This window comes from Mycobacterium vicinigordonae (assembly GCF_013466425.1).
Taxonomy (GTDB): Bacteria; Actinomycetota; Actinomycetes; order Mycobacteriales; family Mycobacteriaceae; genus Mycobacterium; species Mycobacterium vicinigordonae.
Genome location: NZ_CP059165.1, coordinates 1,584,541 through 1,602,850, shown reverse-complemented (window position 1 = coordinate 1,602,850; position 18,310 = coordinate 1,584,541). Strand labels below are relative to the sequence as shown.

At 64.9% G+C, this 18,310-nt stretch carries 16 protein-coding genes; 8 read left to right on the top strand and 8 right to left on the bottom strand.

Features of this window, described 5'->3' with window-relative positions:
* Position 1 precedes the first annotated feature (1 nt).
* The 7 genes from nuoH to nuoN all read left to right on the top strand — a co-directional run bounded on the left by nuoH (position 2) and on the right by nuoN (position 8,074).
* Positions 2-1,273, top strand: a complete 1,272-nt coding sequence (gene nuoH / locus H0P51_RS07105) for an NADH-quinone oxidoreductase subunit NuoH (RefSeq protein ID WP_180918798.1) — start codon at positions 2-4, stop codon at positions 1,271-1,273.
* A gap of 55 nt (positions 1,274-1,328) precedes the next feature.
* Complete coding sequence (gene nuoI, locus H0P51_RS07100) at positions 1,329-1,814, top strand: NADH-quinone oxidoreductase subunit NuoI (protein ID WP_246398736.1); 486 nt, start codon at positions 1,329-1,331, stop codon at positions 1,812-1,814.
* Between the two features lie 65 nt (positions 1,815-1,879).
* Positions 1,880-2,611 (top strand): NADH-quinone oxidoreductase subunit J, encoded by a 732-nt coding sequence (locus tag H0P51_RS07095; protein ID WP_425489025.1) that lies wholly within the window; start codon positions 1,880-1,882, stop codon positions 2,609-2,611.
* Entirely contained in the window at positions 2,608-2,907 is a 300-nt protein-coding gene (nuoK, locus tag H0P51_RS07090) for an NADH-quinone oxidoreductase subunit NuoK (protein ID WP_180917263.1), read from the top strand. Before H0P51_RS07095 ends, nuoK begins: the two co-directional genes overlap by 4 nt.
* 10 nt (positions 2,908-2,917) lie before the next feature.
* Positions 2,918-4,807, top strand: a complete 1,890-nt coding sequence (gene nuoL, locus H0P51_RS07085) for an NADH-quinone oxidoreductase subunit L (protein WP_180917262.1) — start codon at positions 2,918-2,920, stop codon at positions 4,805-4,807.
* 52 nt (positions 4,808-4,859) lie between these two features.
* Complete coding sequence (locus H0P51_RS07080; protein ID WP_180917261.1) at positions 4,860-6,500, top strand: NADH-quinone oxidoreductase subunit M; 1,641 nt, start codon at positions 4,860-4,862, stop codon at positions 6,498-6,500.
* Positions 6,497-8,074, top strand: coding sequence for an NADH-quinone oxidoreductase subunit NuoN (gene nuoN, locus H0P51_RS07075; protein WP_180917260.1), 1,578 nt, complete (start codon positions 6,497-6,499; stop codon positions 8,072-8,074). Before H0P51_RS07080 ends, nuoN begins: the two co-directional genes overlap by 4 nt.
* A gap of 17 nt (positions 8,075-8,091) precedes the next feature.
* On the opposite strand, the gene H0P51_RS07070 is transcribed toward nuoN, so the two are convergent.
* From H0P51_RS07070 to H0P51_RS07045, 6 genes are all read right to left on the bottom strand, one after another.
* Entirely contained in the window at positions 8,092-11,292 is a 3,201-nt protein-coding gene (locus H0P51_RS07070; protein ID WP_180917259.1) for a PPE family protein, read from the bottom strand.
* Positions 11,293-11,417: 125 nt separating this feature from the next.
* Positions 11,418-11,840 carry a hypothetical protein gene (locus H0P51_RS07065; RefSeq protein WP_180917258.1) on the bottom strand — a complete coding sequence of 141 codons (423 nt, stop codon included), beginning with the start codon at positions 11,838-11,840 and terminating at the stop codon, positions 11,418-11,420.
* A 1-nt stretch (position 11,841) separates the two neighbouring features.
* Positions 11,842-13,086, bottom strand: a complete 1,245-nt coding sequence (locus H0P51_RS07060; protein WP_246398442.1) for a DUF58 domain-containing protein — start codon at positions 13,084-13,086, stop codon at positions 11,842-11,844.
* Complete coding sequence (locus H0P51_RS07055) at positions 13,083-14,051, bottom strand: AAA family ATPase (protein ID WP_180918795.1); 969 nt, start codon at positions 14,049-14,051, stop codon at positions 13,083-13,085. The genes H0P51_RS07060 and H0P51_RS07055 overlap by 4 nt, the downstream gene beginning before the upstream one ends.
* A gap of 31 nt (positions 14,052-14,082) precedes the next feature.
* Positions 14,083-14,568 (bottom strand): hypothetical protein, encoded by a 486-nt coding sequence (locus tag H0P51_RS07050; RefSeq protein WP_180917257.1) that lies wholly within the window; start codon positions 14,566-14,568, stop codon positions 14,083-14,085.
* Entirely contained in the window at positions 14,565-15,518 is a 954-nt protein-coding gene (locus H0P51_RS07045) for a DUF4129 domain-containing protein (protein WP_180917256.1), read from the bottom strand. The genes H0P51_RS07050 and H0P51_RS07045 overlap by 4 nt, the downstream gene beginning before the upstream one ends.
* A 71-nt stretch (positions 15,519-15,589) precedes the next feature.
* On the opposite strand from H0P51_RS07045, the gene H0P51_RS07040 reads away from it, so the two are divergent.
* A complete protein-coding gene (locus H0P51_RS07040) occupies positions 15,590-16,870 on the top strand; it encodes an HNH endonuclease (RefSeq protein ID WP_180917255.1) in 1,281 nt (426 codons plus the stop codon).
* A gap of 7 nt (positions 16,871-16,877) precedes the next feature.
* On the opposite strand, the gene H0P51_RS07035 is transcribed toward H0P51_RS07040, so the two are convergent.
* Both H0P51_RS07035 and H0P51_RS07030 read right to left on the bottom strand, forming a co-directional pair.
* Positions 16,878-17,711, bottom strand: a complete 834-nt coding sequence (locus H0P51_RS07035) for an SDR family NAD(P)-dependent oxidoreductase (protein ID WP_180917254.1) — start codon at positions 17,709-17,711, stop codon at positions 16,878-16,880.
* The gene (locus tag H0P51_RS07030; RefSeq protein WP_180917253.1) at positions 17,708-18,304 is read right to left on the bottom strand and encodes a TetR/AcrR family transcriptional regulator; all 597 of its coding nucleotides are present in this window, start codon (positions 18,302-18,304) and stop codon (positions 17,708-17,710) included. The genes H0P51_RS07035 and H0P51_RS07030 overlap by 4 nt, the downstream gene beginning before the upstream one ends.
* Positions 18,305-18,310 lie beyond the last annotated feature (6 nt).

The following is an 18,310-nucleotide window of genomic DNA, read 5'->3' as shown; positions in this document are numbered from 1 at the left end:
CTTGACAGCCTTCGGGCATGACCCGTGGTGGCTGGTGGTGGGCAAGACCCTGGCCATCTTCGTGTTCCTGATGCTCAACGTGCTGGTGGCGATCCTGCTCGAGCGCAAGATCCTCGGCTGGATGCAGCTGCGGCCCGGACCAAACCGGGTGGGACCGTGGGGCACGCTGCAGAGCCTGGCCGACGGGATCAAGCTGGCGCTCAAGGAGAGCATCACACCCGGGGGCGTCGACTGGTTCGTCTACTTCGCGGCACCGGCCATCTCGGCAATCCCGGCGTTCACCGCATTCGCGTTCATCCCGTTCGGCCCCGAGGTGTCGGTGTTCGGGCACTGGACACCGCTACAGCTGACCGACCTTCCCGTCGCGGTGCTATTCATCCTGGGGCTCTCGGCGATCGGCGTGTACGGCATTGTGCTGGGCGGCTGGGCATCCGGATCCACCTACCCGCTGCTGGGCGGGGTCCGCTCGACCGCCCAGGTCATCTCCTACGAGGTCGCGATGGGACTGTCGTTCGCCGCGGTGTTCCTCTACGCGGGTTCGATGTCGACGTCGCAGATCGTGGCCAGCCAGGACCGGGTTTGGTACGTCTTCCTGCTGCTCCCGTCGTTCATCATCTACCTCATCTCAATGGTGGGCGAAACCAACCGGGCGCCCTTCGACCTGCCGGAGGCCGAAGGCGAATTGGTCGCCGGTTTCCACACCGAGTACTCGTCGCTGAAGTTCGCGATCTTCATGCTCGCCGAGTACGTCAACATGATGACCGTGTCGTCGCTGGCCACGGTCATGTTCTTCGGCGGCTGGCATGCCCCGTGGCCGCTGAACATGTGGGAAGGGGCCAACTCGGGCTGGTGGCCGGTGCTCTGGTTCACCGCCAAGATGTGGACCTTCCTGTTCATCTATTTCTGGCTGCGCGCCAGCCTGCCCCGGTTCCGCTACGACCAGTTCATGTCGTTGGGTTGGAAGCTGCTGATCCCGGTCTCGCTGGTGTGGATCATGATCGCGGCCGTCGTCCGCACCCTGCGCAACCAGGGCTACCAGCATTGGACGGTGGTGCTGGTGATCTGCAGCCTCGTCGTCGGCGCGCTGCTATTGGCGACGCTGCGCAAACCGTTCAGCGCGCCCAGCCCGAAAGCGCGCGCCCGTCAGCGCCGCAAGGAACTCGAGGAGCGCGGCAGCACCGAGCCGGTGTTCCCGGTGCCGCCGCTGCCGCTCAAGAAACTCGAGCAGCCAATTGGTGCGAGCGATGCGAGCAAGGAGAAGGCACGTGGCTAACCCCCTCCGGCGTCCGTTGGACGCCCTGGCCGGATTCGGCGTGACGTTCAGCTCGATGTTTAAGAAGACCGTCACCGAGGAGTATCCGGAGAAGCCGGGCCCGGTGGCGCCGCGCTACCACGGACGCCATCAGCTCAACCGGTATCCCGACGGCCTGGAAAAGTGCATCGGCTGCGAGTTGTGCGCCTGGTCGTGTCCGGCCGACGCGATCTATGTCGAGGGTGCCGACAACACCGAGGAAGCCCGGTATTCCCCGGGCGAACGCTACGGCCGGGTCTATCAGATCAACTACCTGCGCTGCATCGGTTGCGGCCTGTGCATCGAGGCGTGCCCAACCCGCGCGCTGACCATGACCAACGACTACGAGCTGGCCGACGACAACCGCGCCGATCTGATTTACGAGAAGGACCGCCTGCTGGCGCCGCTGCTGCAAGACATGCTCGCGCCTCCGCATCCGCGGGCCGAAGGCGCCACCGACAAGGACTACTACCTGGGCAATGTAACTGCCCACGGTTTGCGCGAAAGCCAGGACGCCAAGTGATCGCCACCCTGGCTTCCAACCTCGCGGCCGACGCGCTGGTCCGCACCTCCACCGGTGAAGCGGTGATGTTCTGGGTGCTGGGCACCGTAGCGCTGATCGGCGCGCTCGGGGTGGTACTGGCGGTCAACGCCGTCTACTCAGCGATGTTCCTCGCGATGACGATGCTGATCCTGGCGGTGTTTTACATGGCCCAGGACGCGCTGTTCCTCGGTGTCGTCCAAGTCGTCGTCTACACCGGCGCGGTGATGATGCTGTTCCTGTTCGTGTTGATGCTGATCGGCGTCGACTCCGCCGAATCCCTGAAAGAGACGCTGCGCGGTCAGCGGGTCGCCGGCGTTGTGGTCGGGATCGGGTTCGGCGTCCTGCTAGTCGCCGGCATCGGCAATACCGCGACCGGCGGCTTCTCCGGCCTGGCCGCCGCGAACGCCAACGGCAACGTCGAAGGCCTTGCGGCGCTGATCTTCTCCCGATACCTGTGGGCCTTCGAATTGACCAGCGCGTTGCTGATCACCGCGGCCGTCGGGGCGATGATCCTGGCGCACCGAGAACGTTTTGAGCGCCGCAAGACCCAGCGCGAACTCGCCGAGGAGCGCTTCCGTCCCGGCGGGCACCCCACCCCGCTGCCGGCTCCGGGCGTCTACGCCCGGCACAACGCAGTCGACGTGGCTGCACTGCTGCCGGACGGGTCCTACTCGCAGCTGTCGGTCTCCAAGATCCTGCGCACCCGCGGCGCCGACGGCCTCGAGACCCCCTCCCCCGAAGCCCTGTCCGGCGGTCCCAAAGGCGGTGCGTCATGAATCCGGCCAACTACCTTTATCTGTCGGCTCTGCTGTTCACCATCGGAGCCGCCGGCGTGCTGCTGCGGCGCAACGCGATCGTCATGTTCATGTGTGTGGAGCTGATGCTCAACGCCGTCAACCTGGCGTTCGTCACGTTCGCGCGCCTGCACGGCAAACTCGACGGCCAGATGATCGCGTTCTTCACCATGGTCGTCGCCGCCTGCGAGGTCGTGATCGGCCTGGCCATCATCATGACGATTTTCCGTGCCCGCAAATCGGCGTCGGTCGACGACGCGAATCTACTCAAAGGCTAGACACGCCACGATGATTCACTACACCTGGCTGCTGGTGGCACTACCCCTGGCAGGCGCCGCGATCCTGCTGTTCGGCGGTCGGCGCACCGACGCGTGGGGCCACTGGTTGGGGACGCTGGCCGCACTGTCCGCGTTCGGGGTGGGCGCGACGCTGCTCGCGGAGATGATCGGCCGCGGTGACGGCGAGCGCACCATCTCACAGACGGTGTTCTCCTGGATACCCGTCGGCGGCCTGCAGGTCGACTTCGGGCTGCAGATCGACCAGCTGTCAATGTGTTTCGTGCTGCTGATCTCCGGCGTCGGCTCGCTGATCCACATCTATTCCATCGCCTACATGGCCAAGGACCCGGACCGCCGCCGCTTTTTCGGCTACCTGAATTTGTTCCTCGCCTCGATGCTGCTGCTGGTGGTCGCCGACAACTATGTGCTGCTCTACGTCGGCTGGGAAGGCGTGGGCCTAGCTTCCTACCTGCTGATCGGATTCTGGTACCACAAGCCGTCAGCCGCCACGGCGGCCAAGAAGGCGTTCGTGATGAACCGAGTCGGCGACGCCGGGCTGGCCTTAGCGATGTTCCTGATGTTCAGCACCTTCGGCACGGTGTCGTACAGCGGCGTGTTCGCGGGGGCGCCTGCCGCCAGTCAGGGCGTGTTGAACGCGATGGGGTTGCTGCTGCTGATGGGCGCGTGCGCTAAGTCCGCACAGGTGCCACTGCAGGCCTGGTTGGGTGACGCCATGGAGGGCCCCACGCCGGTGTCCGCGCTGATCCACGCCGCCACCATGGTGACCGCGGGTGTCTACCTGATCGTGCGATCCAACCCCGTGTTCAACCTGGCTCCCGGCGCGCAACTGGCCGTCGTCATCGTCGGTGCGGTGACCCTCATGCTGGGGGCCTTCATCGGCTGCGCCAAGGACGACATCAAGCGCGCCCTGGCCGCCTCCACGATGAGCCAGATCGGCTACATGGTGCTGGCCGCGGGTCTGGGCCCGGCCGGGTACCCCTTCGCGATCATGCATTTGCTCACCCACGGCTTCTTCAAGGCCGGGCTGTTCCTGGGTTCCGGGTCCATCATCCACGCGATGCACGAGGAACAGGACATGCGCAGGTACGGCGCGCTGCGCAAGGCGCTCCCGATCACCTTCGTCACCTTCGGCCTCGGGTATCTGGCGATCATCGGGGTGTGGCCGTTCGCCGGATTCTTCTCCAAGGACGCGATCATCGAGGCAGCCCTGGGCGCGGGCGGTACCCGTGGCTATGTGCTCGGTGGGGCGGCGTTGCTGGGCGCCGGCATCACCGCCTTCTACATGACCCGGGTGATGCTGATGACGTTCTTCGGAAAGAAGCGCTGGACGCCGGGGACGCATCCCCACGAATCACCCGCCCTGATGACGATGCCGATGATCCTGCTGGCGTTCGGCTCGGTGTTCTCCGGCTTCCTATTCACCTTCGGCGACTCGCTGAAGCACTGGCTGGAACCCGTCGTCGGCGTGCACGAGGAAGCGGCGCACGGCATTCCGGCCGCGGCGGTCAGTGCCGCGGCGTTGGCGGTCGTTCTCGTCGGCGTCATGGTCGCTTACCGGATGTACGGCGGCAAGGCGGAGATCCCGCGCGTGGCCCCGGCCCGGGTCTCGGTACTGACGACGGCCGCCCGCGCCGACGCGTACGGCGACGCCTTCAACGAGGAGGTCTTCATGCGCCCCGGTGCGCAATTGACGCACGCACTGGTCACCGTCGACGACGCCGGTGTGGACGGATCGGTCAACGGTCTCGCTGCGCTGGTGGGCCGCACGTCGAATCGCTTGCGCGACTTGCAGACCGGCTTCGCCCGCAACTACGCGTTGTCCATGCTGCTGGGTGCCGCCGTGGTGGCCGGCGCACTGTTGGCGGTGAACCTGTGGTGACTACGCGAGCCGGCGACTTTGCAGGGCGAAGCGATCAAGAGGAGCGGCGCTCATGACTCAGGTCCCCTGGCTGACGGTACTGTGGCTGCTGCCACTGGCCGGGTCGGTGCTGATCATCCTGCTACCGCCGGCGCTGCGCCAACTCGCCAAGTGGACCGGACTGGTGGTCAGTGTGCTGACCCTGGCAGTGTCGCTGGTCGTCGGTGTCGGTTTCAAACCGGGCGGCAGCAACTACCAATTCGTCGAATCACACCAGTGGATACCGGCTTTCGGTGCCGGCTATACGTTGGGCGTGGATGGCATTGCGCTCGTGCTGGTGGTGCTCACCACGGTGTTGATCCCGCTGCTGCTGGTGGCGGGCTGGAACGATCCGGATGGTAACGGCCTGCTGCGCCCTGCTTCGCCCGACCTGCAATCGTCACGAAGCGGCGATCGAAACCCACGCGGGGTACACGCCTACATCGCGCTGACGCTGGCCATCGAGTCGATGGTATTGATCTCGGTGGTAGCCCTCGACGTGCTGCTGTTCTACGTGTTCTTCGAGGCGATGCTGATCCCGATGTACTTCCTGATCGGCGGGTTCGGTCAGGGCGCCGGGCGCTCGCGCGCCGCGGTGAAGTTCTTGCTGTACAACCTGTTCGGCGGGTTGATCATGCTGGCGGCGGTGATCGGGCTTTACGTCGTGACCGCGCAGCACGGCGGCGGCACCTTCGATTTCCGCGAGATTGTGACCGGAGTGCAATGGGGCCGCTACAGCGATGTGGATCCCGCGGTGTTCAAGGCCATCTTCCTGGGCTTCATGTTCGCGTTCGCGGTCAAGGCGCCACTATGGCCGCTGCACCGCTGGCTGCCCGACGCGGCGGTCGAGTCCACCCCGGCGACCGCGGTGCTGATCACCGCGGTGATGGACAAGGTCGGCACATTCGGCATGCTGCGCTACTGCCTGCAGCTGTTCCCTGATGCCTCAACGTATTTCCGGCCGGTGATCGTTACGCTGGCCATTGTCGGCGTAATCTACGGCGCGATCGTGGCGATCGGCCAGACCGACATGATGCGCCTGATCGCCTATACCTCGATCTCGCACTTCGGGTTCATCATCGCCGGCATCTTCGTGATGACCACGCAGGGCCAGAGCGGATCGACGCTGTACATGCTCAACCATGGCCTCTCGACAGCGGCCGTGTTCTTGATCGCCGGCTTCCTGGTGTCCCGGCGCGGCAGCAGGTCCATCTCCGACTACGGGGGGGTACAAAAGGTGGCCCCGATTTTGGCAGGCACCTTCTTGGTCTCCTGTATGGCAACCCTGTCGCTGCCCGGGCTGGCGCCATTCGTCAGCGAATTCCTGGTGCTGCTAGGGACTTTCAACCGTTACTGGCTGGCTGCGGCGTTCGGGGTCACGGCACTGGTGCTGGCGGCGATCTACATGCTCTGGCTCTACCAGCGCGTCATGACGGGACCGGTGGCCACCGGCAACGAGAAGATCCGTGATTTGGTCGGCCGCGAAATGGCGGTCGTCGCACCGCTCATCGCGCTGTTGCTGGTGCTAGGGGTCTACCCAAAGCCGATCCTGGACGTCATCAACCCGGCGGTTGACCACACCATGCAAACCATCGGCCAGCACGATCCCGCGCCCGCCGTTCCGATGCCGGTTTCTGGGAGGAACCCCGGCCAAGCCGAAGGACCGCACCGATGATCCTGCCCTCCCCCAGTATTGAGTACTTCCTGCTGTCCCCGTTATTCATCGTTTTCGGTATGGCCGTGGTCGGGGTGCTCGCCGAGGCGTTCCTGCCGCGCCGGCTTCGCTATGGCGTCCAGGTCTTTTTGACTCTTAGCGGATTGATCGCGGCGTTTGCGGCGGTGGTCGTGGTGGCCCGCACGGTGCCGGCCGCGGGCAGGCGCACCGTCATGGGTGCGATGGCCGTGGATCGGCCGGCGCTGTTCCTGCAGGGCACGGTGCTGTTGGTCGCTGTGCTAGCGACCATCTTCGTGGCCGAACGCAGCAAGGTGGTGGTCAAAAACTCAGTTTCGGCCAAGGTATTCGCGGGTTTGGATTCCTTCACACCGCAAGCGTCTTCGGTGCCCGACAGCGAGGCCGAACAAGAGGCGCAGCGCGCCGGCGCCGCCCAGACCGAACTGTTCCCGCTGCTGCTGCTGTCGGTCGGCGGGATGATGGTGTTCCCGGCGTCCAATGACCTGTTGACCATGTTCGTTGCGCTGGAAGTTCTTTCGCTGCCGCTGTACCTGATGTGTGGTCTAGCCCGGCACCGCCGCCTGATGTCGCAGGAATCGGCGCTGAAGTACTTCCTGCTGGGCGCGTTCTCGTCGGCATTCTTCCTCTACGGCGTCGCTCTGCTGTACGGGGCGACCGGCACGCTCACCCTAACCGGGATCCGCGATTCGCTTGCGGCCCAAAGCGATGAGTCCATGGCGCTGGTCGGGGTCGCGCTGTTGTCGGTCGGGCTGCTGTTCAAGGTGGGTGCGGTGCCATTCCACTCCTGGATTCCCGATGTATACCAGGGAGCACCCACCCCGATCACGGGGTTCATGGCAGCCGCCACTAAGGTGGCGGCCTTCGGCGCGCTGCTGCGCGTGGTGTACGTGGCACTACCGCCGCTTCATCACGATTGGCGCCCAGTGCTGTGGGGCATCTCGATCCTGACCATGGTGGTGGGAACCATCACCGCAGTGAACCAGGTCGACGTCAAGCGCATGCTGGCGTACTCGTCGGTGGCACACGTCGGATTCATTCTCACCGGCGTGATCGCCGACAGCTCCGCCGGCTTGTCCGGGACGTTGTTCTATTTGGTGGCTTACAGTTTCAGCACGGTTGGCGCGTTCGCGATAGTCGGTCTGATCCGCGGATCCGACGGTGTCGAAGACGCCGAACTGGCGCACTGGGCCGGGCTCGGGCAGCGTTCTCCCATTGTGGGCGTGATGCTTTCGATGTTCCTGCTCGCGTTCGCGGGTATCCCGCTGACAAGCGGATTCATCAGTAAGTTCGCGGTGTTCCGCGCCGCGGCCCAAGGTGGCGCGGTGCCACTGGTGATCATCGGCGTGATCTCCAGCGCGATCGCCGCCTACTTCTACGTGCGGGTGATCGTCTCCATGTTCTTTACCGAACCAACCGACGACACGCCGCAGGTGGTCGAGCCTGGAGTGTTGAGCAAGATCGCAATTGCGTTGTGCGCGTTGGTAACTGTGGTGCTGGGCATCTTTCCACAGCCGGTGCTCGACCTGGCCGAGCAGGCGGCCACGCTCCTGCACTGACGGCGCGGGCGGCGCGGTTAGCGGAAGATGCCAGCCACGTTGTCGCTCTGGTTGAACAGCCCGGCGCTGTTGTCGCCAGAGTTCCCTACTCCGCTGCTTTGAGTGCCTGCGTTCGAGATGCCGACGCTACTGGTGCCGGAATTGGCGATCCCAATAGCGCCCACCCCTGTGTTGAAATAGCCCACCGCGTCGGCGCCCGCATTGCGGAAGCCCACCAGGCTGTCGCCCTGGTTCAAGAACCCGGAGGTGTTGCCGAAGCCGGCGGGCGCGGAGTTCTGGAAGCCGGAGGTGTGGACGCCGGTGTTGAAGAAGCCGGAAGTGCCGAGGCCGCTGTTTCCGTAGCCCGAAGTGGTGACGCCCACTGGGGTAGTAGAGCTGCCGATGCCGGTATTCAGGTCGCCGGAGTTCATCAAGCCGGTGTTGGATGCACCGGAGTTGCCGTAGCCGGTGTTGAAGTAGCCCGAGTTGAAGTCACCGGTATTACCGTTGCCGGCGTTGAAGTTTCCGGTGTTGCCCGAGCCGGTGTTGCCCAGGCCGAGGTTGGCGTCCCCGGAGTTGCCGATGCCCATGTTGAACTCTCCGGCATTGCCGATCCCAAAGTTGCTGTAACCTGCGTTGCCAACCCCATTGCTAAGCGAGCCCGCGTTCCAGAAGCCGGTGTCGGTGTTGCCGGCGTTGCCGAAGCCGAAGCTTCCGTTGCCCGAGTTGAAGAAGCCGACGTTGCCGTTGCCGGAGTTGAAGAATCCGATGTTGTTGTTGCCGGAGTTGCCAAACCCCAGGTTCCCGGAGCCGGTGTTCAATGCGCCGATCCCGAACTGGTTGTTGCCGGTCAGGCCGAATCCGATGTTGTTGTTGCCGCTGTTGCCGAAGCCGAAATTCGCGACGCCGTTGTTCCCAAATCCGACGTTGTTCGAGCCGAGGTTGCCGCTACCGAGGTTGAAAGAACCTAGGTTACCGCTGCCGAAGTTGTAGGAACCCAGGTTTCCGCCGCCGAAGTTTCCGGAGCCGTTGTTGCCGAAGCCAAAGTTGCCACTGCCAAAGTTGCCGCTACCTAGATTCAGGTTGCCGACGTTCCCGCTGCCGATATTGGTGCTTCCTGCGTTGCCGCTGCCAAGGTTGTAGAACCCCTGGTTTCCGCTGCCAAGGTTCAGGTTGCCGACGTTGCCGCCACCGAAGTTGACGTTCCCCGCGTTGCCGCTGCCGAGGTTCAGGTCGCCTAGGTTTCCGCCACCCAAATTCCACGAACCGATGTTGCCGAGGCCAGTATTGATGTCGGGCACGGTAATTGCCGGTGCGGATGCCCCGGTGAGGATCGGCGCCAACGGGCCAAGGTCGAGCCGCAGCGCCGGCGCTGCGGCGGGGCCGAAGATGCCGACCTGGTTGTTGGCGTGGTTGAAGAAGCCGGCACTGTACTGGCCCGCATTGCCAACGCCGGAGCTGAAGTCTCCGGAGTTCGCGATGCCCGAGGACGAACCGGCAGAATTCCAGAATCCCGCACTGTTGCCACCGGTATTGCCGATACCGGTGCTCGCGAATCCCGAGTTGTTGAACCCGGACGCGTATGCGTTGGTGTTGTTGAAGCCCGAAATCTGGCCCCACCCGTAGGTGGCGTCGGAGTTGTGGTACCCCGACGAGGCGTTCGCTTCGTTGTAGAAGCCCGAGCTGCCGATACCCGTGTTGCCGAAACCGGAAGAAGTAACCCCGAGGGGGGTTGTCGAGCTGCCGATCCCGGTGTTGAGGCTGCCGGAGTTTAACGCGCCGGTATTGGTGTCGCCAGCATTGCCGAAGCCGGTGTTGACCGAGCCCGCGTTCGCGAAGCCCGTGTTGTAATCACCGGAATTGAAGAATCCAGTGTTGTTGCTATGCGAGTTCCCGGAACCCATGTTTTCCGATCCGGCGTTGCCGGAACCGGCATTGACGTTGCCCGCGTTGCCAAAACCGACGTTATAGCTGCCGGCATTGCCGAAGCCGGTGTTCGTCCCGCCCGCATTCCAGAACCCTGTGTTCGTGCTGCCCCCATTACAGAAACCGAAGTTGCCGTTCCCGGAGTTGAAGAAGCCCACATTTCCGTCACCGGAGTTGAAGAATCCGATGTTGTTGTTGCCCGAGTTACCGAAGCCGAAGTTGCCAATACCCGAATTCAGCGCGCCGATACCGAACTGATTGTCGCCGGTGAGGCCGAAGCCGATGTTGTTGTTGCCGGTATTACCGAATCCGAAATTGAAATTGCCCTTGTTCCCGAAGCCGATGTTGTTGGAACCGAAGTTACCGCTGCCCAGGTTGAAGGCGCCGGCGTTGCCGCTGCCGAAGTTCGTTCCACTAGCGAACGTGACCGGATTGAAGGTATTCCCGAAGCCGAGGTTGCCGAGGCCGACGTTGCCCAGCCCAAGGTTACCGCTGCCGCTGTTGCCCAAACCCAGGTTCAGGTTTCCCAAGTTCCCCAGGCCAAAATTAGTGAAACCATTGTTACCGAACCCAAAATTAGCATTGCCGTAATTTCCAAATCCGAAATTAGTGGCACCCGTATTGCCGCTGCCGAGATTGACGTTGCCGGCGTTGCCGTTGCCTAGGTTGAAATCGCCGATATTGCCGCCGCCCAGGTTCCACGATCCGATGTTGCCCAGGCCGGTGTTGAAGCTCGGGATCGCCGCCGCCGCACTCGACACAGCGGCCGCCGCCTGACCCAATCCCGGCAGGCTGGCCAGCGTCGACCCCCACGACGACAGGGTCGCAACCGCCGCCGACGCACCGCCGTGATAGCCCACCAGTGCCGCCACATCCGCGGCCCAGAACTGCTCGTAGATACTTTCCGCTGCCGCGATCGCCGGCGCGTTCTGGCCGAATAGGTTCGATACCACCAGCTGCACGAACGCATTTCGGTTCGCTGCCACCGCCAAGGGGTGCACCGTAGCTGCCTGCGCGGCCTCGAAGGCGCTTGCCACCGCTTGCGCTGACGACGAGGCATCCACTGCCCGCGCTGCCGCAGCCGAAAGCCAGCCGGCATAAGGTGCCGCCGCTGCGGCCATCGCCTCCGCCGCCGCGCCCTGCCATGCTTGCCCGGTGAGCCCCGTGGTCACTGCCGCGAAGGACTGCGCCGCCGTCGCCAACTCCTCGGCCAGGCCATTCCAGGCTGCGGCCGCCTGCAACATCGGCGCAGATCCCGCACCGATGAACATCCGCAACGAATTGATCTCTGGCGGCAGTCCGAAGAAGCTCATTGGGCCGACCCCTTCCCAGCGCAACCACGGCCCCCGATCCCGGCAAGACCCCGTCGCGCAAGATACTAGGACTCCCAATTCGGGATTTCTCAAAATCCGCGAAACCACTAGCGAATTGGGTCAAATCAAGTCAGGAACGGCCGCGTCGCCACCACGTATATCGCCAACACCGCCAGTGGCGCGAGCAACGGCAACCACGGCACCTGTAGCGGAAACGATGTCGCTACCAAACCCACGAACGTAAACCCCACTGCTGCAACGGCCGTCGGCCATGAACCGGCCAGGTGCCGACTCACCAGATAGGCCGCCGCGCACAGTCCCGACAGCGCGACGAGGATGTGCGGGGGATCAGAGAGCACAACTACCAGCACTGCCAGCAGCACCGCACCCGTTGCTGCGGATCGAAACATCGTTCCCAGCCCAACCACCAACCCCGCCGCTGCCGCCGCCACCACCACCAGGGTTGCCCCGTCCGACCCGACCGCGACCAGACCCACCATCGCCAGTCCGAACGCGGTCGACACCACCTGTTGTGCAACGGCCGGCATCTTAGTGCCGCCCCCGCCAGTGGCCCCGACGGTCGGAGAGCGTTCCCATCGACTGCTCCAGCGCCCGATCGGCCGGCCAGGACAGCACGTCGACGCCGACGGTGGCCATGTCCCGGTACATCGAAGATCGTTGCAGCGTCCACATCCGCAGCACCAACGGGTCGTGCTCGCCCTGAAACGGGGAAGAGTCCAAGACATCGATGGCGATCACAACATGACCGCGCTTGCGCAAATCGATTAACGCCAGCGCGAACTCGGTGTCGAGCAGCGTGGAGAACGCAAAGACGATCGCACCGGCCGGGACGGCGGCCCGCGGCGCCAGCGTGCCGGTGGCGTTGTCCACCTGCTCGCCGGCTTCCAGCACGGTGTCGAGCACCCGGTAAAACTGGCGCTGCCCGATATCGGCGCCCAGCCAGCGCGGGCGATTGCCGCCCAGGGCAACGATCCCGGCGCGATCACCGTGCCGCAACGCCGTCTGGACCACCTGAGCCGCGCCGCGCACAATCCGCTCGGTGGCCTCCGTCGCCGGGCCCTGCGGCTGCCGGTAAGTGTCGATGAGCACCACTACGTCGGCGGCGCGGTCGGTCAGTCGCTGAGTAACGTGCAACCGGCCACGGCGTGCGCTCACCGGCCAGTTCACTGCGCGCAGTTGGTCACCCGGAACGTACGGACGGATGTCGGCGTATTCGACGCCCGGCCCCAGGTAACGGGTGAGGTGGGCGCCGAGCCGGTCGAGCAACTCGGTCTGCGGAATGGATGTCGCCTGCGGCGGCGTCAACGGAAACACGATGACGTGCGCGGTGTTGACGGTCCCCGTGCCCCGTAGTAGCCCACCGCGGGCGATAACGTCGACGTGGACCTTGATGGGATAGCGTCCCCAACGATGCGCGACGGCCGTCACTGCTTTCGCTTCATCCCGGTCCTGAACCTCCAGCTGCATCTCGGTTGGCGCGAAGACGGCGAGATCTATCGTGGCGTCGTCGGAATCGGTTGTTGCCCAGACTTTTACCTTGGATTCCTCGCCCTCGAAGCAACGCTGGACGTCTGGCTCGGCGTGCACGCGCACGGTAGGGGCCGGTCGCTGCCAACCGAGCGAGCACAACACCCCGAGCAGCGGGGCGGCGAACGCGACCAGCTGCCATCGTGACGCCATCACAGCTGCGGCCAGAGCGACGCTGGCGCAGGTGGCGATCGCGAGCGTCAATTGCGAGGCACGCCAGCGGAACTCAACCTCGGCTTCACTCACCCGGGCGCCGACCCGCCATTGGCACGCGGAACCGGCAAGCGCCGCAACAGTTCTCCGAGCACGTCGGCGCCCTGAATCTTGCGCACCCACATCTCGGGCCGCAGCGTGATGCGGTGTGCGACCGCGGGGATCGCGAGTGCTTTGACGTCTTCGGGAATCACGTAGTCGCGACCCAGCAGTAGCGCGCGAGCACGGGCCAACTGCACCAGGTCTAGTTCGGCGCGCGGGCTGGCACCGACAGCGACCTGCGGATGATGGCGGGTAGCGGTCGCCAGCGACACGACGTAACGGAGTACGTCGTCGTGCACGGTCACGTACTCGACCGATTCGCGCATGGCGAGCAGATCGTGCGAGTCGACCACCTGGTTGACCGTCGGTTCGGCCGAGCCGCGATCAAGCCGTCGGCGCAGCATCGCGGTCTCGTCTCGCTCCGACAGGTACCGCAGTTCCAGGCGGATGGCGAACCGGTCCAGTTGTGCCTCGGGCAGCGGATAGGTGCCCTCGTACTCAATCGGGTTGTCGGTAGCCAGAACGATGAAAGGCGTCGGCAGCCGGTGTGTTTGGCCGTCGATGCTTACCTGCCCCTCGGCCATGGCCTCGAGCAGTGCAGCCTGGGTCTTGGGCGGTGTGCGATTGATCTCGTCGGCGAGGAGCAGGTTGGTGAAGATAGGTCCGCGGCGGAACTCGAACCTGCCCGATTGCATGTCGTAGATAGTCGAGCCGAGCAGATCGGCCGGTAACAGGTCAGGGGTGAACTGCACGCGGGTGAACTCCAGGCCAAGTGCCGAGGCGAAGGACCGGGCGATCAGCGTCTTGCCCAGGCCGGGCAGATCCTCGATCAGCACGTGCCCCCGTGCCAGAACGGCCGTCAGGATCAATGTCAGCGCCGCACGCTTGCCCACCACCACGCGTTCGATTTCGTCCAGGACCGCTTCGCAATTGGCGGTGGTCTGGCTGGCCGGCATGGTGGCCGGCGTACTCATGCCTGCTCCGGATTCATACCTGCTCCAACCTTTGCAGAATTTCCTCGAGTGCCGCCCGGCCTGGCCCGGGATGCTGGCGGTTGCCCGAATGCCCGATGTCGTTCGGGTTCACCCACACCCACAACTGCGGGCCGAAGAGCATCTCGCCCGTAGCGGCATATGCCGCCGGGTCCTTGGCCAGACGTTGTCCCGTCGCCAATTCGAAGCGCCGGGCCAACATTGGACGCAGATGGCGGTCCCAATCCGCGCGAGTGGACTCCGACCACCGGATCGTGGTCTCGGTGTTGGCCAGCCAACGCCGCAGCCCGTCCCCGGGGTCGTCGGAACTTTCATCGTCGGGCGGATGGTTCGGGTACCCCAGCAGTTTGCGGATGTTGAGCAGCACCAAAGCCAAACCCGCCCCGGAGGCAACGAGCACCAGACTGCGATTCTGCAACATCAGTGCCAGCAACTCGATGCCAATAATGAGCAAAACCCCAAGTGCAAGAAGCTTTCTCATCGCATTGGGGCCGATCTTGGGGCTATCTCGGCAAGAACCAGTTCCAGCACCTGGACTGCCGTTTCGCGGTGCTTTTCGTCCATGACGTGTGGACTGAACCGGGCCTCCTCGAACAGATTGACGAGCTGCACGGCGTTATCAGCCTGCAGGGCTTGGTGTTCGACGGCGCGGGCCAGTACTTCGGTGGGGGTGTCAAAGTCTTGTGGGGCGGCACCGGGGACGTTGGCCAGCTCACGCTCCATTGCCGCGTAGCACGCGATGATGGCCGCACGGGGATCGCGACTAAGGTCAGCCATTGCGGCCAACCCCACTTCGGCTGCGCGCGCAAGCGTTTCGACGGCCGCTTCGGACGGCGGCGCAGTGCCGTATTCACGAGGGGGCGTTGCGACGGCGCCAGGTTTGCGCCGTCGGGAGGCGACGATGCCGCCGACGAATATCATCAGCAGCAGCGGCGCGGTCGCGAGCAAGATGCCGAGCATGTCCCCGGTGTTCTTGCGTTGCGCAACCGGATGGGTCGGCTGGGCCTTACCCGGGCCAGTCGGCGGGGCCGCGGTGTCCGGTTGAGGTGCATCGAGTGCGATATCGGGCGGCGCGAACAGTCGGGCGAGCAGTAGCGTAATCAGCAGCCAGGCCACGATCACCCCGACCGCAATCAGGATCACGCGCCAGCTCGGCCGGCCGGCGTCGCCGCCCAACATTTCCGGCAGGCCGCCGGCGCTGGGTGCCGCTGCGCGGGGGTCGCGCAGTCGAGCGACGATGGAGAAGGCGAGCAGCGCGAGGGTAGCGGCGATGGCCGCAGCGAGGATCATCAGCGCCGCTGGACTCCCGCCCGCTTCTTTCCAGCGCGATCCGTGGTGGACAGGCAGATAGCCGCGCAACGCCGCGGCGACCAGGATCAGCAGGGCGATCACCGCGATGACACGCGCGGTGGGCTTGTCGAGTCGCCCCATAGCCGAAGGCTATCCCCGACAGCGAGGCCTTGTCACAGAAACTTGTCAGGACGTGGTGTATATTCGAATATATGTTCGAAGCAGCTGATTTATCAGGGTTGCTGGCCGATGCCAGTGAGGCGGAGTTGGTGGCCCGGATCAGCGCGTTGGAGCAGATCAAATGCGCCGCGGCGGCGGGCCAGGCTCGCGCGGCGGCAGCTCTGGATGCAAGGCGGCGGGCTGTCGAAACCGAGGCCGGCATGCCGGCGGCCAAACGCGGGCGGGGAGTCGCCAGTGAGGTCGCTTTGGCCCGCCACGACTCCCCCGCCCGCGGCAGCCGGCACCTGGGATTCGCCAAGGCCCTGGTCCATGAGATGCCACACACCCTGGCCGCACTGGAAACCGGGACGCTATCGGAGTGGCGGGCGACGTTGATCGTGCGGGAATCAGCCTGTTTGGACGTCGAAGACCGCCGCAACCTGGATCGCGAACTTTGCGCCGACGCCGCCGCACTCATCGGGATGGGCGACCGGCGAATCACTGCTGCCGCCAAGAGCATTGCCTACCGGCTGGACCCGCACGCCGTAGTCGACCGGGCCGCTAAGGCTCCCGAGGAGCGCACGGTCACCACCCGCCCCGCCCCCGACATGATGAGCTGGGTCAGCGCGCTGCTGCCCGTCGCCCAGGGCGTAGGGGTCTACGCCGCACTGCGACGCGCGGCCGACACGACCTTCGACGGCCGTACTCGAGGACAAGTCATGGCCGACACCTTGGTCGAACGCATCACTGGCACTCCCGCTGACGTGGCGGCACCTATCGCGGTCAGCCTGGTGATCTCCGATCAGGCGCTGTTGGGCGCCGGCAATGAGCCGGCGGTCCTCGACGGATACGGACCGGTCCCGGCGACGATCGCGCTGTCCATGCTCGACAACGCGATCAACGACGACAAATCCTGGGCGACATTGCGACGGCTGTACGCCAGCCCCGCCACCGGCGCCCTAGTCGCAATGGAATCGCGTTCGCGCAACTTCCCGCGCGGCCTGGCCGAGTTCATCGGCCTGCGTGATCAGACCTGCCGCACCCCATACTGCGACGCTCCCATCCGCCACCGCGACCACGCCCAACCCTGGCAGCGCGGCGGACCCACCACCTCCGAGAACGGTCTCGGATCCTGCGAGTACTGCAACTATGTCAAAGAAGCATCTGGCTGGCAGGTGCGCGCTAGCAACGAAACCGCAAGGCACACAGCCGAATATGTAACACCGACCGGAGCCAGCTACCGATCCACGGCGCCACCGATCTACCCACGACTCGACATCAGCGAGATCGAAACCGCCATCACGGTCGCGCTGATCAACCGACATGCCGCCTGATGTGACCTCACACCATGAACGGCGTGAAGCTGCCGTCGAGAACCTGGTGGTGGCCGATGGTGCGCCCGGTCACGACGTTGGGGTCGACTCGCACCAATTGGACTGCGGCTTGGGCGAATTCCTCGGCGGAGCTGGAGTCCGCGAAGCCGTGCGCGTAGTAGGACAGGCCCGGCGTCATGATGGGCTTGGACGGTGCGAGTGCATTCACCGCGATGTTGTGGCTGGCGAGATCGAACGCCGCGCATTGGGTGAGGTGCTCCAGCGCGGCCTTGGATCCGCCGTAGCCTGGCAACACCCCGGCACTGCGGTCGAGGTAGGGCCCGTCGCCCGGCAGTCGCGAGGCGATCGAGGTGATGTTGACGATCGAGCCACCGCCCGCGTTGATCATGTCGGGAGCGACCAACTGCATCAGTTCGTAGGCTGCGAAAATCGAAATCTCGAAGTGCCGACGGTAGGCCGCGAGCGGGGTGCTGACGAAACCTGGCCAGCCGGGCTTTTCTTCGGTTTGCTTGGCCGTCTTCGGGCGCGGCTTCACACCCGGCCGTCCCGGTGCGGTGAAGGCGGCATTGTTCACCAGAATCGTGATGGCCCCCAACGCATTCCGCGCCTCACCCACCAGTCGGCCGATATCCTCGCGATCAGTCAGGTCTGCTCGCACCGCCACCGCCCGGCCCCCGGCGGACTCGATCTCGGCAACGGTTTCGCCGATAGTTCCGGGCAGCCGGTCGTCCCAGATCGCCTCAGTGCGCCCGACGACGGCCACTGCCTCGCCGTCGGCTGCCAGGGCCAACGCAATCGCCCGGCCGAGGCCACGGCTGGCGCCCGTGACGATCGCAGTCATCGGTTGACCCCGTGCACCACGATCGCGGTGGTCTGCTCCACCCAGGTGTCGTCCAATTCGGGATACAGCAGCATCCGCAGCATGGTGGATCCGCCGATAAGCTCGATGAGCCGGCCCGGGTCGACGTCGGGATGCGCTTCCCCGCGATCGATGGCTTCACGCAGCCTCAGGCGGACCGCGTCAAAGAGGCCAGCGAAGCGCGCCATCACCCGCGCGTTCAGATCGGGGTCCGCGGTCATATCGGCCAGCAGGCCGGGCAACGCGGCACGCACTACGGGTGTGGTGAAGATGTCCCGAGTGGCTTCGAACATCAATCGAATATCGGCGGCAAAATCACCGGCCGGGGTGGTCAGGGCGGTCGGGGCTACCGGGAAGGCCGCCTCGTGAACCAACTCCGCCTTGCTCGACCACCGCCGGTACAGCGCCGACTTCGTCGTCCCGGCACGTTCGGCGACCGCGGCCAGGCTAAGGTTCGAATAGCCGATCTCTACAAGCAGTTCGGCGGTTGCCGCCAGGATGGCCGAGTCGATGCGCGGATCCCGGGGTCGCCCGGCACCGGGGGCCTTGTCAAGGGATGGCAGGTCTGCTTTCATAACGCT

Excerpts from the sequence above, each read along its gene's own strand:
- H0P51_RS07030 (WP_180917253.1), bottom strand. The coding sequence starts at position 18,304 with ATGAAAGCAGACCTGCCATCCCTTGACAAGGCCCCCGGTGCCGGGCGA.
- H0P51_RS07040 (WP_180917255.1), top strand. The coding sequence starts at position 15,590 with ATGTTCGAAGCAGCTGATTTATCAGGGTTGCTGGCCGATGCCAGTGAG.
- H0P51_RS07095 (WP_425489025.1), top strand. The coding sequence starts at position 1,880 with ATGTTCTGGGTGCTGGGCACCGTAGCGCTGATCGGCGCGCTCGGGGTG.
- H0P51_RS07080 (WP_180917261.1), top strand. The coding sequence starts at position 4,860 with ATGACTCAGGTCCCCTGGCTGACGGTACTGTGGCTGCTGCCACTGGCC.
- nuoI (WP_246398736.1), top strand. The coding sequence starts at position 1,329 with ATGTTTAAGAAGACCGTCACCGAGGAGTATCCGGAGAAGCCGGGCCCG.
- H0P51_RS07045 (WP_180917256.1), bottom strand. The coding sequence starts at position 15,518 with ATGGGGCGACTCGACAAGCCCACCGCGCGTGTCATCGCGGTGATCGCC.
- H0P51_RS07055 (WP_180918795.1), bottom strand. The coding sequence starts at position 14,051 with ATGCCGGCCAGCCAGACCACCGCCAATTGCGAAGCGGTCCTGGACGAA.
- H0P51_RS07070 (WP_180917259.1), bottom strand. The coding sequence starts at position 11,292 with ATGAGCTTCTTCGGACTGCCGCCAGAGATCAATTCGTTGCGGATGTTC.
- H0P51_RS07050 (WP_180917257.1), bottom strand. The coding sequence starts at position 14,568 with ATGAGAAAGCTTCTTGCACTTGGGGTTTTGCTCATTATTGGCATCGAG.
- H0P51_RS07065 (WP_180917258.1), bottom strand. The coding sequence starts at position 11,840 with ATGCCGGCCGTTGCACAACAGGTGGTGTCGACCGCGTTCGGACTGGCG.
- nuoL (WP_180917262.1), top strand. The coding sequence starts at position 2,918 with ATGATTCACTACACCTGGCTGCTGGTGGCACTACCCCTGGCAGGCGCC.
- nuoK (WP_180917263.1), top strand. The coding sequence starts at position 2,608 with ATGAATCCGGCCAACTACCTTTATCTGTCGGCTCTGCTGTTCACCATC.
- H0P51_RS07035 (WP_180917254.1), bottom strand. The coding sequence starts at position 17,711 with ATGACTGCGATCGTCACGGGCGCCAGCCGTGGCCTCGGCCGGGCGATT.
- nuoN (WP_180917260.1), top strand. The coding sequence starts at position 6,497 with ATGATCCTGCCCTCCCCCAGTATTGAGTACTTCCTGCTGTCCCCGTTA.